The 14,290-nt window shown below is 32.7% G+C and carries 12 protein-coding genes; all 12 read right to left on the bottom strand.

Going from position 1 to position 14,290, the window contains the following annotated elements; all coding sequences use genetic code 11:
- Positions 1 to 3: 3 nt before the first annotated feature.
- The 12 genes from NSA47_RS09010 to NSA47_RS08955 all read right to left on the bottom strand — a co-directional run bounded on the left by NSA47_RS09010 (position 4) and on the right by NSA47_RS08955 (position 14,240).
- On the bottom strand, positions 4 to 1,272 hold the full coding sequence (locus NSA47_RS09010) for a PTS transporter subunit IIC (protein ID WP_257531369.1): 1,269 nt from the start codon (positions 1,270 to 1,272) through the stop codon (positions 4 to 6).
- 111 nt (positions 1,273 to 1,383) lie between these two features.
- A complete protein-coding gene (locus NSA47_RS09005; RefSeq protein WP_257531134.1) occupies positions 1,384 to 1,680 on the bottom strand; it encodes a PTS sugar transporter subunit IIB in 297 nt (98 codons plus the stop codon).
- Entirely contained in the window at positions 1,673 to 2,155 is a 483-nt protein-coding gene (locus tag NSA47_RS09000; protein ID WP_257531132.1) for a PTS sugar transporter subunit IIA, read from the bottom strand. Before NSA47_RS09000 ends, NSA47_RS09005 begins: the two co-directional genes overlap by 8 nt.
- A gap of 56 nt (positions 2,156 to 2,211) precedes the next feature.
- Complete coding sequence (locus NSA47_RS08995) at positions 2,212 to 5,112, bottom strand: sigma 54-interacting transcriptional regulator (protein ID WP_257531129.1); 2,901 nt, start codon at positions 5,110 to 5,112, stop codon at positions 2,212 to 2,214.
- A 783-nt stretch (positions 5,113 to 5,895) separates the two neighbouring features.
- Positions 5,896 to 6,789: a 4-hydroxy-tetrahydrodipicolinate synthase gene (dapA, locus tag NSA47_RS08990; RefSeq protein ID WP_257531127.1), complete on the bottom strand. Its 894-nt coding sequence runs from the start codon at positions 6,787 to 6,789 to the stop codon at positions 5,896 to 5,898.
- Positions 6,782 to 7,723, bottom strand: a complete 942-nt coding sequence (locus NSA47_RS08985; RefSeq protein WP_257531125.1) for a phosphoglycerate dehydrogenase — start codon at positions 7,721 to 7,723, stop codon at positions 6,782 to 6,784. The genes dapA and NSA47_RS08985 overlap by 8 nt, the downstream gene beginning before the upstream one ends.
- Before the next feature lie 26 nt (positions 7,724 to 7,749).
- Positions 7,750 to 8,592 (bottom strand): PTS system mannose/fructose/sorbose family transporter subunit IID, encoded by an 843-nt coding sequence (locus tag NSA47_RS08980; RefSeq protein ID WP_257531124.1) that lies wholly within the window; start codon positions 8,590 to 8,592, stop codon positions 7,750 to 7,752.
- A complete protein-coding gene (locus NSA47_RS08975) occupies positions 8,592 to 9,353 on the bottom strand; it encodes a PTS mannose/fructose/sorbose/N-acetylgalactosamine transporter subunit IIC (RefSeq protein ID WP_257531121.1) in 762 nt (253 codons plus the stop codon). The genes NSA47_RS08980 and NSA47_RS08975 overlap by 1 nt, the downstream gene beginning before the upstream one ends.
- 21 nt (positions 9,354 to 9,374) lie before the next feature.
- On the bottom strand, positions 9,375 to 9,866 hold the full coding sequence (locus tag NSA47_RS08970; protein WP_257531119.1) for a PTS sugar transporter subunit IIB: 492 nt from the start codon (positions 9,864 to 9,866) through the stop codon (positions 9,375 to 9,377).
- A 38-nt stretch (positions 9,867 to 9,904) separates the two neighbouring features.
- On the bottom strand, positions 9,905 to 10,315 hold the full coding sequence (locus NSA47_RS08965; RefSeq protein ID WP_257531117.1) for a PTS sugar transporter subunit IIA: 411 nt from the start codon (positions 10,313 to 10,315) through the stop codon (positions 9,905 to 9,907).
- Positions 10,316 to 10,485: 170 nt separating this feature from the next.
- Entirely contained in the window at positions 10,486 to 13,332 is a 2,847-nt protein-coding gene (locus NSA47_RS08960) for a sigma-54-dependent transcriptional regulator (RefSeq protein WP_257531115.1), read from the bottom strand.
- A 221-nt stretch (positions 13,333 to 13,553) separates the two neighbouring features.
- Positions 13,554 to 14,240 carry a GntR family transcriptional regulator gene (locus NSA47_RS08955; RefSeq protein WP_257531113.1) on the bottom strand — a complete coding sequence of 229 codons (687 nt, stop codon included), beginning with the start codon at positions 14,238 to 14,240 and terminating at the stop codon, positions 13,554 to 13,556.
- Between the last annotated feature and the right edge of the window lie 50 nt (positions 14,241 to 14,290).

Genomic DNA, 14,290 nt, shown 5'->3' with positions numbered 1-14,290 from the left:
TTTTTAATATCCGAATAAATGTGCTATTTTTACTAAAAGCCACAGTAAAAAGTTTCCTCCTTCTTCCCAATTAGTAAATAATGCTCCATCTGCAATTTGATCAGTAAACAGTCCAGTTAATTGACTTGCTTCAGTGATAATACCTGCCATACTAGAAGCAATTAATGTAGTAGGTATAATCCATAGGGTGGCAACAATAACAGTGTGCACAACATTTCCTTTAGTATAAGGAACCATTCCACCAACCCAGTAAGGCATAGCCGCTAAAGATGCAACTGCAAGAAAATTACTCCCAGGAAGAATTGCTGTAACTAAAACAGAAATAGGAAACATAATAATTACAGTAGACATAACCGATGGATCACCTAACAGAATAGCGGGATCAACAGCAATCATTAATTCACGATCTGGAAATTTTTGTCTCATGAATTTTGATAATGCATTAGAAATAGGAATAATACCTTCTGCAATTAGAGACAACATTCTAGGTAAAATGACTAATACTGCGGCTAACTTTATAGATAACTGCAGGGTCTCAGTCACATTAAATCCACCTACAATACCCATTACGATACCCATAAGAGCTCCAACAACGGCCATCTCACCAAGGATACCAAATTTGTTTTTGATTTCTTCTGGAGATGCTTTAATATTCCTTAAACCTGGGATGCGTTCAATTCCTTTCATCACTATTTGTGCAAAAGATGCAGTGAAGGTTCCAGATGTTGCTACAACAGAGATCCCCTCAAGACCATTAAACTCTTGAATTCTTTCTGCATGATAATCAGCTAAAAACATGTTAATAAGTAGAAGAAGTAGACCGGATCCAACACCTATAGTTATGCTACCTGTAAGTGCCCACATTAAAGCAGCAATAAACTCACCATGCCAAATATTCCACATGTCAACCCACAATGTTTTTGTGAGCTTTAACAGTACACATACTAAATTAAGTGCAATGATCCCTAATATTACCCAAATAACTCCAGGCCAAGTCCAGGCAATAGATACATTTCCATAACCAATATCGATTACATTGTAGTTCACTCCTAATCTATCGGATAATGCAAGCGTTACAGGTGTCATAGCGTTAATAGATAAATCAATTATCAGATTTAATCCTGTAAGTCCAATACCAAAGAATATGGCGCTACGTATACTCCTAGATAAACCGCCTTTAAAGATCATACAAAGCGTAAACATAATAACAGGAACAAATACAGTTCCACCCAAACCAAAAAACCAATCAAAACCCGCTTTTATTGCATCCATCACGTTCATATATTTCCCCTCCCATACTTTAATTTTTAGGATTCAGATAATACGAAAAAAATCTATTGATAATTATAAGCCATTTTGCCATAGTTCTAATTATAATTTTTACTAATTATCCTTTAGAATATCTGCGACTTTATCAATTGCTTTTTCCATCCCATAGTCATCTCCTATTAAAAATGCAATGGCATTCACAACTGGAAATGAATATTGTTGACGAATATTCATCGTGGATACTAAAACTGAAATCTGATTTTGAAATCTTTCGATATCATCAATCCTTCCGGTCTTTACCTGGACCTCATTAACACCCCTTTTTTTTAACCCTTCTTCAATACCTTGTGATGCAATCACCGATGTTAGAGTCCCTGCACCACATACTACTAATACCAGTTTTTTACTCATCATCACTACCTCCTACCAAACATTGTTGTAAAACTTGCACAATTTCATGCTTGTTTTCTGTATGGACCAACTGTTGTATACTTGCTTCATTTTGGAAAATTTTGATTACATGTCTTAAAATTTCAATATGTTCGTGTCCACCAGCTGAAGCTAATAATACAACCAAAAATACATTTACAGAATCTTCAGGTTCATCCATTCTACGAAAATCTACCCCTTGCTGAAGCGTTGCTATTCCAATACATGATCTATTAACATGAATAGATTCTGTGTGAGGAATGGCAAAATTATATTGACCACATTTTAATCCTGTAGGAAAATCTTCTTCGCGCTTTAATACTGCTTCATAAAAAGTATCTTTAACATAGCCATATTTCTTCATCCTTTTACTTAATTCATACAATACCTGTTTACTATCTTTTGCATCCATGTGCGGTAGAATCAGATTTTCATTTATCTCAATATTGCCATTCAATTATGAATCACCCCCTTTTTTATCCATGCCATTAAATAAAGCAAAAACCGTACCAATTAAATGGACGGTTTTTTTATGTTCAATATTATTTCTTTTATCTCTTCCACTTTTGTTGCTTCTAGAAGCTGCTGATATACGTTTTTATCTGTACATACTTTAAATAAATCCCTCGTATATGTACTTGAATCTTCTTTTAATGCAGGCATAAAAATAATACGAGTTTCAAAGTCTTTTTCCCAAAGAATTGGCTCTTTCAACCGCACAATCGAAACGGCAGGTTTTGTGACATGTTCTGGAAACCCGTGGGGAATAGCAAAATACCCTAGCACAGTACCCTCCATAGCTTCTCGTTTATATACATCTAAAAGATATTGTTCCTCAACAAAACCTTGTTTTATCAAGGCCTGAACTTGTAAATCAATTATATTATTTTTAAATACTTTTTCTTCTTCACAAAAAATAAGTTCATCAAAGAGTAATTCTTTTAATCTGCTCTTAGTTAATTTTTCTTTTGAAAATTCTTGTAAGATTGTGCGAAGATCTTGATCATTTCCATAAATGATGTCTTTTAAAGGAAAGAAAGGTATACCTGAATGCTCTACATTGATGTTTCCAACAATAGCAATAACATTGTTTTTCCACTTTATTTTTCCCAAGTTTTTTTCTATTCCTTCCTCACTCATAGCACCAATTGGTATGACTTCTACCTTAGCGTTTTCTTCTTTAACAATTTCTTCTATTCTACCTTTTATAATTAGTGCACTTCCATGTCCTGTCATGCATGTTGTTATAATTACAGGCTTTAACGGTGATTCACTCTGTATATTTCTATGGAAATTAATCATTCTTTCTGCATTAAGAGCTTCCTCAAGATCATCTAAAGTCGTTTCAGAAATAATAGCTCTTCGAATTGCATCAATAACCATTACTGTATCAACACGGGAAATTGTTCTAACATCAATTCCAGTATTCTTACTAATCGTATCTCCGAATGTAACTAGGGAACCCATATCCGTTAGAATAAGACATCCCCGCCCCTCATCAAGTTGCTCAATGACATGTTGTGTCTTTATCAATGCATCCTTTGGTGACTCATCTAATGCTACTTTTATGGCTATCGCCATATTCACATTTAATAACTTATTGGCTACCTCCGCCATAGCAATTCCAACATCACCATGTGTAAGAACAATCACAACAATCCTTGACTCTGATTCTTCCTTTTTTTGAGAAAAAGTCTTTAAGTACATAGCAATAAATGCTATTTCCTCGTCCGGAAATTTGATATTCAAGTCACTTTCATATTGTAATGCCATTTTTTGGGCTGTCTTGAACTCTAAAGGATAATTATTTTTAATTTTTTCAAGTTGTGGATTGAATATTAACTTATTATTCTTAAGCCTCTCGAAGGCTGCACTAACATGAAGGCATAAGGGAGAATAGATACTTGTACTAAGATTATTAATGCTTTGCTTAGCAAGAATCATGGATTTACGCACGGTTCGAATAATCTGAGTTCCCACAATGTCATCAATATTTCTTTGATTTACATTTTTGTCCTCATATTTTTTAAATAAATGCTTAAGTTGCTTATTCATTTCTCCATCAATAAGTTCATAAATTTCATCTTTATAGTAACCACTTTCCATTAGCTCTTGATACCTATTTTCTATGACTTGATAAATATTGCTATCTTGAAGTGGTAACTCTAAATCCATCTTATTTTCAGTTTTAATATTAGATATAATTAAATCATTTTCTATATAGCAAGATATTCCCATATTTTTGGTATTTAAATTTGATGCTATATTTTTTACATAGCTAGGTAAATCCTCTACATCAATGGTTAACTCATATTTTTCTTCAGCAATATATTTCAGAAAGCTATGAGCACAAGCAACTTGAATATCGCTTCTTAGCTGTCCAATATTCCCCGGGCAAAGATAACATAATAAATATTTTAAAGCTTCTTTTTTCACAATAATTCTTCGATTAATACGCAGTGCTTCTTTCTTCAAAAATTGTTGTATAATCATAAGTCGCTCTGAAAGGGGACGCTGTGACAATGGTGGAATATCAATAACCATTGGAATTCTTCTTCGAAAAGTTATAAGTAGTGAAGAATCTAAATCTTCAGTTGTTGCAGCAATAAGCATAAAATTCATTTCATGGGAACTCTCTGTTTCACCTAATTTTCTATAAGATCCCTTATCAATCAAATAAAATAACATTTCCTGCCCTTCGCTAGGCAAACGATGTACTTCATCTAAAAATAAAACTCCATTATTTGCTTTTTCTACAATCCCCTCTTTGTCATCGTAAGCACCAGTAAATGCTCCTTTTTTGTAACCAAATAATTGTGACATTAGAAGTTGGGGATTATCAGCATAATCTGCACAGTTAAAAATAATAAATGGACTATCTCTCTCTAGTCTACCAACTGAAATTGCATAATCATACATAGCCTCAACAAGCTGATTTTTCCCTACACCACTAGGTCCATGAATTAAAGTGTGTAAACCATGGGGTGGATATAACATAGCAGCTTTTGCTTGGGATATTTGCATTTTGAGACTTCCATAACTACCAATAATCTCATCAAAACTAAAATGATCTTTTCTATCTGCATTCTCTTTGCTTTGTTTTTTCACTCTTTTATCTTCAATAAATATTTCTTTATTAATCGAAGATACTATATACCTCGATACTTGATATCCAAGTTCATTTAGCTTAACCGTCAACTTTCGTTCTGATATATTAGGATTTTTTTGCCGTATTGCCTCAATATCTTTGATTAATACATTCTTTCGTCGTTCCCTTGAATCTGAAATTCCCAATTTAAACCTTAAGCTACATACTTCTTCGCGGCTGATGGATAATAATTTGGAAATTTTCTCATCTGTTAATGGATTTCTCTTATCTTCTTGACCAATAATTTCAAGTATTTTCTCTTCCATTTCATCCTCCTTATCTATTAAATCTTAGTCTCTGAAGATATTATCCTCAAATTTTCAGATTTTCCTTGGAAAATACTATAACCTAAATTATTCACGATGGTATAAAAAAGTAAATTTACTCACTAACCTTAGTCTGACAGTTCAAATATTTGGATAGTAATGGTTTTATGCCCTAAAAAAGGACAAACTTCTTGCATAGAAACAGCAATCCTCGTTTTGAACTTATTAAAGAACGTTATCAATTGTTATTCCAGCTTAGGCTGTAATTTGCAGATGTTTCCTAGTTTCTCAAAAAACTTTTTTGCAAAGTTAATCGTCACAAAGCTTGAATATAGTATATTGGGCACTTCGTAATTCTTCTTTCATAATTCTATTGTATATATTTTGCTTATACACTACAATATAAGATTATAAAAAATGGGCATTCATCCCATGATTGAAACTACAAGCTTTTCACCCTGACACTGTAAACTTAAAATTACTATAGAACTAGTAGAGACAGTTGTGTCCTTACTAGAAAATCATCTGTCCTATAAAATCCATTTATGCCTCTAACTTACACAGAATACCACCAACAAGTTCCTTGATGTTTTAGTTTATAAAAAAAGCCACTCTATAATATTTGGTGTTGATTATAAAAACAGCATTATTTTTATGCATAAAATTGGATACAATATTAAGCATAAAAATACACCCTACAGTAAGTACTTACTGTAGGGTGTATTTTTTGTACTAATCTAATAGTATACCTGTTCGACAAAATGGGAGAAACTCTTATTGTATTTAAGCTTCATATTGAATATGATAATGTTCAATAATTTCTTTTATTTCTTCAATAATTTCTTCATTTGGTTCTCTAATAGGTAATCTTGGCTGTCCTGCTTTATAGCCTACTAAATTAAGCATTTTCTTCATGATTGAAGGGGCAACACCCTTTTTCAAAACCATTCTTAAGGGATTGATACTTTCTTGAGCCTTCTCAGCTCTTTCTATATCCCCATTTATAAAAGAATTATAGATATCTACATCGATCTCAGGTAATACATTTGAAGTAGCTGCGATTGCTCCAACAGTACCTATCTTTAAGGATTTCAGAATAAGTGAATCCGATCCAGAAAGAACAACAAAATCACTATCTTTTGTTACATCCAAATAAGCCTTTATATTGTCAATATTTCCACTACTATCCTTAACACCAATAATGTTTGGAATCTTTGCAAGTTCACGTACAGAATCTGGTTCAATATTAATTCCAGTATTTCCAGGAATATTATATAGTATGATTGGGATATCCACAGCTTCTGCTATTGCCTTATAGTGTTCTAATAAATCTGCTTGGGAAGGGGGTAAATAATATGGCGTAATAACAGATACTGCATCTGCTCCTAATTCCTTTATTCTTTTCGTAAGTTTAATCACTTCCCCAGTGCTATTTCCTCCGGTTCCTACATAAATAGGGATTTCATGATTTGCTTCATCAATTACAATCTTTGCAAATTGTACCTTCTCTTCTTCATTTAATAGATGAAATTCCCCATTGGTTCCGATAATAAATAACCCATGAACCCCCCTATCAATTAGCATACGTACCATTTTTCTTGTGGCCCCTTCATCAATCTCCTGATTATCATTCATTGGCGTTACCATTGCTGTAATAATTCCCTTTAATTCAAACATTATTATTATCCATCTCCTTCAATTTGTTTAAAAGATTAGCTGTTGATATTCTCATTGTATTTAATTCGGCTTCTTGAGTTACTGAAGCAATATGGGCAGTTAATAGATAGTTAGGTAAATTAACAATATCTCCTATTCTTCTATCCAAATTTACATCCTCTGCTGCCCCTGCAATTCTATTTGTGCGAAGAGCTTCTTTAAGATCCTCTTGATTAACAATCTCAGCACGTGCTGTATTTATTAAAAATGCTGATTTTTTCATATAGCCTATCGTTTCTTTGTTCATTAAGTTTTCGGTTTCTTCTGTATATGGAAGGTGTAAGCTTACAAAATCACTATTTTCTAGTACTTCCTTTAAGGGGAGGACAGAAAAATCGTATTTTTCTTTTAAGGGATCGTCCTTGAAATAGGGGTCATATACCAATACATCCATACCTATTCCCCTAGCCATACGACAAACTTCCCTTCCTATTGAGCCCAATCCAACAATGCCTACCGTTTTTCCAAAGAGTTCGCTTCCAACTATACGTTTGCTCGATCCTTTTTTTGCTTCTTGACTCATGGCAAGAAGTTTTTTTGAAAGAGCAAAGAAATAGGTTAAAGCCATCTCAGCAACAGAAGTAGAATTTGCCCCTATGGCCCTTTCCACAGTAATATCTAATTCTTTTGCTACTTTCAAATCAATATTATCCACACCAACGCCAAACCTTGAAACCACCTTTAAATTTTTAGCGTGTCGTAAAAGCTTTTCATCAAATTTATCATCGCCAATAATAACCCCCGCTACATCGGTCACTAATTCATAAAGTTCATTTCTTTTAAAACGTCTACCTGTGGTATTAAATATTGCTTTATATCCTGCCCTTTCTATCCTTCTGATTTCATTTAATCCGGATTTGGCAAAGGGTCTAGGTGTTACAAGTACTTTTTTCATCTTTATCTACCTTCCCACTTATTTTTCTAGAATAATCCAATAGCAGCTCCTAATAAACTTACAGCTAAAACAATTCCTACAACTTTTAAATAATTAGCTCCCGTCTTCTTAAGATATAGGTAAATTGCAAACACAACAGCAAAGGGTAATAGGTTTGGAACGATACCATCTAGCATGCTTTGAATCTCAATTGGATTTGCTCCTTCTGTTGAGATTACAAGAGGTGTGCTAAGAGATATAAATGTTGCAGATAAAGCTCCCATCATAAACATACCCAAAACCCCTGCACCACTAATGATTTGTTGAATTTTACCAGAGCTTAGAAGGCTAGTAATAGATTCTTTCCCAGTTGAATAACCCTTATGAATCATAAACAATCCTACAATAGCCATATATAATATTTGTCCCACAAGGGGTACGAATGCAGCAAATACAGAACCCTTTAATGCAAAGGGAATACTTATGCCCATTAGGATTGGTCGTATAGTACCAAAGTCCAGCGAATCACCAATCCCAGCAATTGGTCCCATTAAGCCTGTTTTAATTCCAGTAATAAGTTCCTCGCTTTCCTCTTTGTTTTCAGTTTCTTGTGATGCCTTTTCTTCCAATGCAATGGTAATTCCATTTATAACGGATCCCCAGTTAGCCTGTGTGTTAAACATTGTTAAGTGTTTTTTTAAAGCTCGGGATAAATCCTCTTTCTTTTTATATAGTTTCTCTAATATACCTGTCATGGATGCGCAAAATGCTAGTGCTTGTAATCTTTCAAAGTTAGCCGATACTTCTGCATAAGCATGCCATCGAATCCATGAGATAGTTATATCTCTCTTTGTAATCTTTTCTTGATTATTTTTAGTTACTTGGTCCATTATAAGTTCCCTCCTTCAGCTTGACTTTTATTAGCTGCTTTATTAGATGTCATATAAAGATAAGCAATACATAGACCAAATATGGAAACGCCAATAATACTTAAGCCTGAATAAGCTACGATAAAAAATCCAATAATAAAAAATGGAATATATTTGGTTTTTCCAATGGTAATCATTGTCAGTGCAAAGCCTAGAGCTGGTAAAATACCACCTGCTATTGTTAATCCATGAGTAACCCACCCTGGAACAGCATCCATAAATGTTTGCACTGCTGCAGGTCCGTATATACTTGCGAAGAAAACTGGTAAAAATCTTAAGGGGAATGAAACGAGCAATGGATATAAAAAAGCTGCTCTTCTTACTCCCTTTGCATTACCTTCATCTGCATATTTATCTGCAAGATGAACAAAACCGGTATTGATTGTCTTTCTAATATTATCTATAAATGTACCTAATAGTCCAACAGGTACTGCGATAGATACTGCAACCTCCGGAGATATTCCTGCTTGTATTGCCATTGGAATAGCTATGCAGGCAGCAATTCCTTCATCTGCTGGGTGATTCCCACCTGATGCAATGGAGCCAATATAGATCATCTGCAAAGTTGCTCCAGTTACTAAAGCAGTTTCCATATCACCAAAAATTAATCCGATGATTGGTGCTAAACATATTGGCATTCTCATATTTGAGAAACCATACCATACTTTATTCTGTGAAATCCAATAGATAACACCTAATAATATTGCTTGAATAATACTCATGTATAATTCCTCCTTTTTTGACTACTCCTTCATCTTTTTGAGTATTTTATCTAAACTACCAAATTTCTCTTCAGGAACCGTTTGGAAAATTACCTTTGTTCCATTCTCAGAAATCTTTTGTAGTTTTTCTGCATCAGCCTTATCTAAAGTAATTTGATTATGAACCACTTTTCTTCCCACATCTGCACCTAAACCTCCAATTTGCAAGGTATGGATTGGAAAACCTTTTTGTTGAGCCTCAAAGGCTGATTTTACCCTTTTAAATAAAATTAATAAATTTCCATTTCCCAATTCATTACTCTTCCAAGCGGCTGCTGCTTCATCAGTGGATATGATTTCAACATTTACTCCTGCAGGTGCTGCCATTACATACACTTGACTCATAAAAGGATCTTTAGAAAGCAAATCGTCAATAATAATAATTCGATTTGCCTCTATTTGTTTTAACCATCGTGCAATGACTTGACCATGAATCAAACGAAAATCAACCCTTGCTAATTTAATCTCTGCCATTTTAAACATCATTCCTTTCTGTCATATTTATAGAATGTCTACATATTGCATTCAAGTTTTTCTACAATTCGACAGGCTTTTTCTCCAGCTTTTTGAACTGCTTCTAATAACTCATAATCTGACAAACTTTTTCTTAAAATATCTGCTTCCAACAGCATTGCTAAGTTTAACCCTGCAAGTATAAAGAAATTATAATCCTTCGAAAGCGCCCTGGCACAATTAGAAGGAGTCCCACCATATAAATCAGTTATCCCTAATATTGTTGCTCCCTTAGGCACCTCATCTAAACTACTCTTAACCTCTTGTATATAACTTTCTAGGGAAACTCCAGGTAAAAGCGAAAATGTTTTGACATTCTTCATTTCTCCAGTAATCATTTGAGCACTTTTTAAAAGTTCTTCACCTGCTTTCCCATGGGTTAAGATAAAAATATAATTTTCTAATCCCATTTCAGTTTCACTCCTTATGTCATTTGAGATCTCAATACTATTTTAATAGCAAGATCCATGCCAAGAAAGTATCAATAAAGATTTAAAAACGAAAAATGCTGAAAGATAAGTATATTTCAGTTACTATCTTTCAGCATTTTCAAACAAAAAGTATAAGATTTTTATTAATATCATAGTGTATCAATCATCTCAACCAAGTATCCTATTTCGGTATTAGGGATTTTGATACTAAATATCTCTTCCACCTTTTTAAAGGATTGTCGAATTACATTATAAAGATCAGAGTGTTGCTGTATATAAGTCGCTATATCCTTATAAGGTAAAGGCTCTTTTTTTATCACTCGTTCCAGCATATAGGAACCATGTAATAGAAATCTAATATAAAGACCATCGGTATTATCTATTTTTAACTTATTTAAAATTTCCTGTAATGTAATCTCAAGTATTTCATAGGTTTTTTCTGGATTTAAAAAACTTAAAGATTCTTCAATTAATCGCATGCTTAAATTTGCAAAATGATAGTTATTTGGCACATCAAATCCAAGTTCAGCAATCATATTATTTATTTTATCCAACCCATCCTTTACTAAAATTTCATCCGTTGATATATATGGAATACTTTCTATTTTGAGATTTACACTTCCAATTAATGCAATAATATTCCCATATTCCTCTTGGCTTATTTTTTTTACTTTTTCAAGAGACATAGTGATGATTTCAATATTATTATAAGCTATGCTCGGTATGTTTTCTCTTAATAATTGAGCAAGCTTCTGGGAAGTCCCATCCTGTGTCAAACAAAAAGTGATAATACAATATTTACCTTCAATAGTTTTTTGGTTAAAATTATCCTTTTTGTTATCCATAATCTTGCTCTTAGTCTCCTCATCATTCCATTCTAAAGCTAGTTGTTCTAAAGTCATTCCTGGCAGAAGGGCTTTACTTACAGCCTTTAACACTAGAGGAGTTGATACCTTATCTATTGTCAATGTTTTAATCCCTGTTTTTTTCTCAACCAACTCACCAAACGAAACTAACGAGCCCATATCTACTAATAGAAGAATCCCCTTACCTTCATTAATATTCTTTGCTAAAATACTCGCCTTTTCAAGGGTATCATCAATTTTCATATCCAAACTCATATCAATTGCTTTGCAATGGGTTGTCATTAACATTTCATTGCAGACACTAGCCATACTCGACGCTGTTTTACTCCCATGACCAATTATCATTACTCCAATTTTTTTACTTTTTTGAATACTGGTTACAGAGGAAATCAACATGGTGATAATACCCACTTCATATTCAGAAATATAAATATTAAGTTCTTGGTCAATATTCATCCTAATTTTTCTAGCAATAAAGTACTCCTTAGGATAACTTACAGAAATTTCTTGCAATCTCATTGGAAAGATATGATTTTTTTCATCTTTATTTTCTATTATTTCATTAATATGCAAAGAAAGTGCAATGGTAAGTTTTTCAATTTCATTTTTATTAGAAATTTCACTTCCAAACTCTAATATCGTTTTACCCACCGTATTATATATCTTAGGATCTACAATTTTAAAAAGCTTTTCTTTTTCTGGACTAATCTCATAATTATTAATATCCATTTTTGATAATAGTTGCTGCAAATACTTATCGATACTTATTTGTAAAAGCTTCTTTATTTTATTATTAGAATATCCTCTTTTTGTGTATATTTCGAAGACCTCTCCAATTTTTTTATATAATTCTTCGGAAAAGTCATCTTTATCATTATAAAATCTTTGTTTTTTGTTTTCTGAAGAAAAGTCATAATAATCTCTATTATTTATATTAAAAAAATTTAAAATCTCTTTTCGTTTCTCTTGCATTTTTAATAATCCATTATACACATGGTTAGGAAGTGTAGAAGCATCCAACTCAATTTGATTCTTGGATTTTGTTTTGTAATCCAAAAATCCTCTAGCACAAATAATTTGAATATCATTTTTAAGTTGTCCAACATTTCCCTTACAATCATATAAGAGTAATGCCTTCATGACAGATTTATTTACACGAATATTCGCATTTATGATTTTTGATTGATTTAGGAAAAATTCGTATATTAATTCATAACGCTCATTTAACAATCTTTCCTCAAGGGAGGGCATGGTAATGACCATAGGAAACCGTCTTAAAAAAGTTGTCAATAAAACAGAATTAATATCCTCTGTAGTTGCCGCAATTAAAAGTACCTTTGCAGTTCGATCTATATCCGTTTCTCCAAGTCGACGATAAATATTCTTATCTATTAACAAAAAAAGCATCTCTTGAGCTTGAGGGGGTAATCTGTGGACCTCATCTAGAAAAAATATCCCACCATTTGCCTTTTCAACAAGACCCATAGAATCACTAGTTGCTCCTGTATATGCACCCTTTTTATGACCGAACAATTGCGATAAAAGTAATTGTGGATTATTCGCATATTCTGCACAATTAAAAATAACAAAATTAGCCTCTGGTTCCACTAAATTATTGTCAAGCGCATATTTATATATTATTTCGGCAAACATGGATTTGCCACTTCCAGTGGGGCCAATTAATAGCATATTTAATCCATTTGGTGGATACGAAATGGCGGCCTTTGCCTGAAGAATTGGCACCTTAAGACTACTTTCAAATCCAATGATGCTATGAAAAATATCAGTATCGGTATCTTCATTTATGAAATCTATTCCTTTTTCTTCATTAGTTGTCGCTATGATGCTTCTTAAGGATTCTACCTCTAAATTTTCAGCATCCAAAATTTTTCCTAAAAGTTCATTCATTTTTTGATATACAAAATAATAGGTTGGTCGACCTACTACCTTTATGACTTTACCTTCCCTTGTTAGTTGATTTAGTTCCTTACTTACATTATTTCTTATAAAGCCAGTTTTTTTACTAATTATTCGTGTTTCAAATCCAAGAAAACCTTCTTCAATCTCTTCAAGAGTAGTACTGTTGCATAAGTTTATTAGGCAATCATATATTATTTGTTTTCTACTCATAGTTCTTCCTCCTTGATTATTCAATAATCACTAAGCATCAACCCTAAGATGAAGACTATATAAATTAATATACTATAGTTTGTTTGTATGGAGTAATATAATTGTCCATTAGATGCAAAAGTAGTTCTCCACATTTTCTATAATTTCATAGCTGCTATAACACTCCTCTGACAATCTAACCGTAAAAATTAAATTTGTACTTTACACCATTGCTTATACATTTATCTTACAGCAACAAAACGAATATTATTTTTTGTTTGTATCTCCAAAGTGTATTGTGCCAATATGGATTTGTTAAGATAAACCTTATGCTGAATTTGTAAAGTGGCAGATCCCTCTTCCATATTTAGCAATTGAGCTAATTCTTTATCCACATTAATTGCCTTAATATTTTTAATATCATGGCTAATGGTGTAATGACAATCCTTTTCAATATATTTAGATACTGATTTTTTTATAATATCTTTATTGAAATCCTTAAATAAATAATAAGGCATATAGGTTTTTTCAAGTACATTATGGGAATCAACTATTTTTCTCACTCTGGTATAATAAAACAGCTTGCTTCCAATACTTAAGTTAAATATTTCAGAAAGCTCTTCATCAGCTTCAATGGTCTTAAAATCCAAAACAGTGGTTTCTATATTTTCAGTCTTATCTATTCTCTCTGATATGGTTGTTAAACTCTTTTCTTCATAAAATTCCGGCGGATTGACAAAAATCCCTGAACCTTGTCTTGAATGTACATACCCATCCTGCTTTAATTTGGCTATAGCTTTTCTGATGGTAGTTCTACTTAAACCATACATTTCACAAAAAATTTCCTCGCCTTCCAAAGTAGCCCCTGGCGGATAGATTCCTTTTAAAATTTTTCCTTTTATATCTTTATAGACATTTATGTATTTCAAAACTGGACCCTCCAAATCCCTACTGAATTTATGATTATTTATCCATCATA

The sequence above is a fragment of the Irregularibacter muris genome, assembly GCF_024622505.1.
GTDB lineage: Bacteria > Bacillota > Clostridia > Eubacteriales > Garciellaceae > Irregularibacter > Irregularibacter muris.
This window is presented reverse-complemented; position numbering and strand designations above follow the sequence as displayed.

Bases quoted from the DNA above. Each gene is read 5' to 3' on its own strand.
- NSA47_RS09010 (WP_257531369.1), bottom strand. From the start codon at position 1,272: ATGGATGCAATAAAAGCGGGTTTTGATTGGTTTTTTGGTTTGGGTGGA.
- NSA47_RS09005 (WP_257531134.1), bottom strand. From the start codon at position 1,680: ATGAGTAAAAAACTGGTATTAGTAGTATGTGGTGCAGGGACTCTAACA.
- NSA47_RS08995 (WP_257531129.1), bottom strand. From the start codon at position 5,112: ATGGAAGAGAAAATACTTGAAATTATTGGTCAAGAAGATAAGAGAAAT.
- dapA (WP_257531127.1), bottom strand. From the start codon at position 6,789: ATGTTTGAATTAAAGGGAATTATTACAGCAATGGTAACGCCAATGAAT.
- NSA47_RS08985 (WP_257531125.1), bottom strand. From the start codon at position 7,723: ATGAAAAAAGTACTTGTAACACCTAGACCCTTTGCCAAATCCGGATTA.
- NSA47_RS08980 (WP_257531124.1), bottom strand. From the start codon at position 8,592: ATGGACCAAGTAACTAAAAATAATCAAGAAAAGATTACAAAGAGAGAT.
- NSA47_RS08975 (WP_257531121.1), bottom strand. From the start codon at position 9,353: ATGAGTATTATTCAAGCAATATTATTAGGTGTTATCTATTGGATTTCA.
- NSA47_RS08970 (WP_257531119.1), bottom strand. From the start codon at position 9,866: ATGGCAGAGATTAAATTAGCAAGGGTTGATTTTCGTTTGATTCATGGT.
- NSA47_RS08965 (WP_257531117.1), bottom strand. From the start codon at position 10,315: ATGGGATTAGAAAATTATATTTTTATCTTAACCCATGGGAAAGCAGGT.
- NSA47_RS08960 (WP_257531115.1), bottom strand. From the start codon at position 13,332: ATGAGTAGAAAACAAATAATATATGATTGCCTAATAAACTTATGCAAC.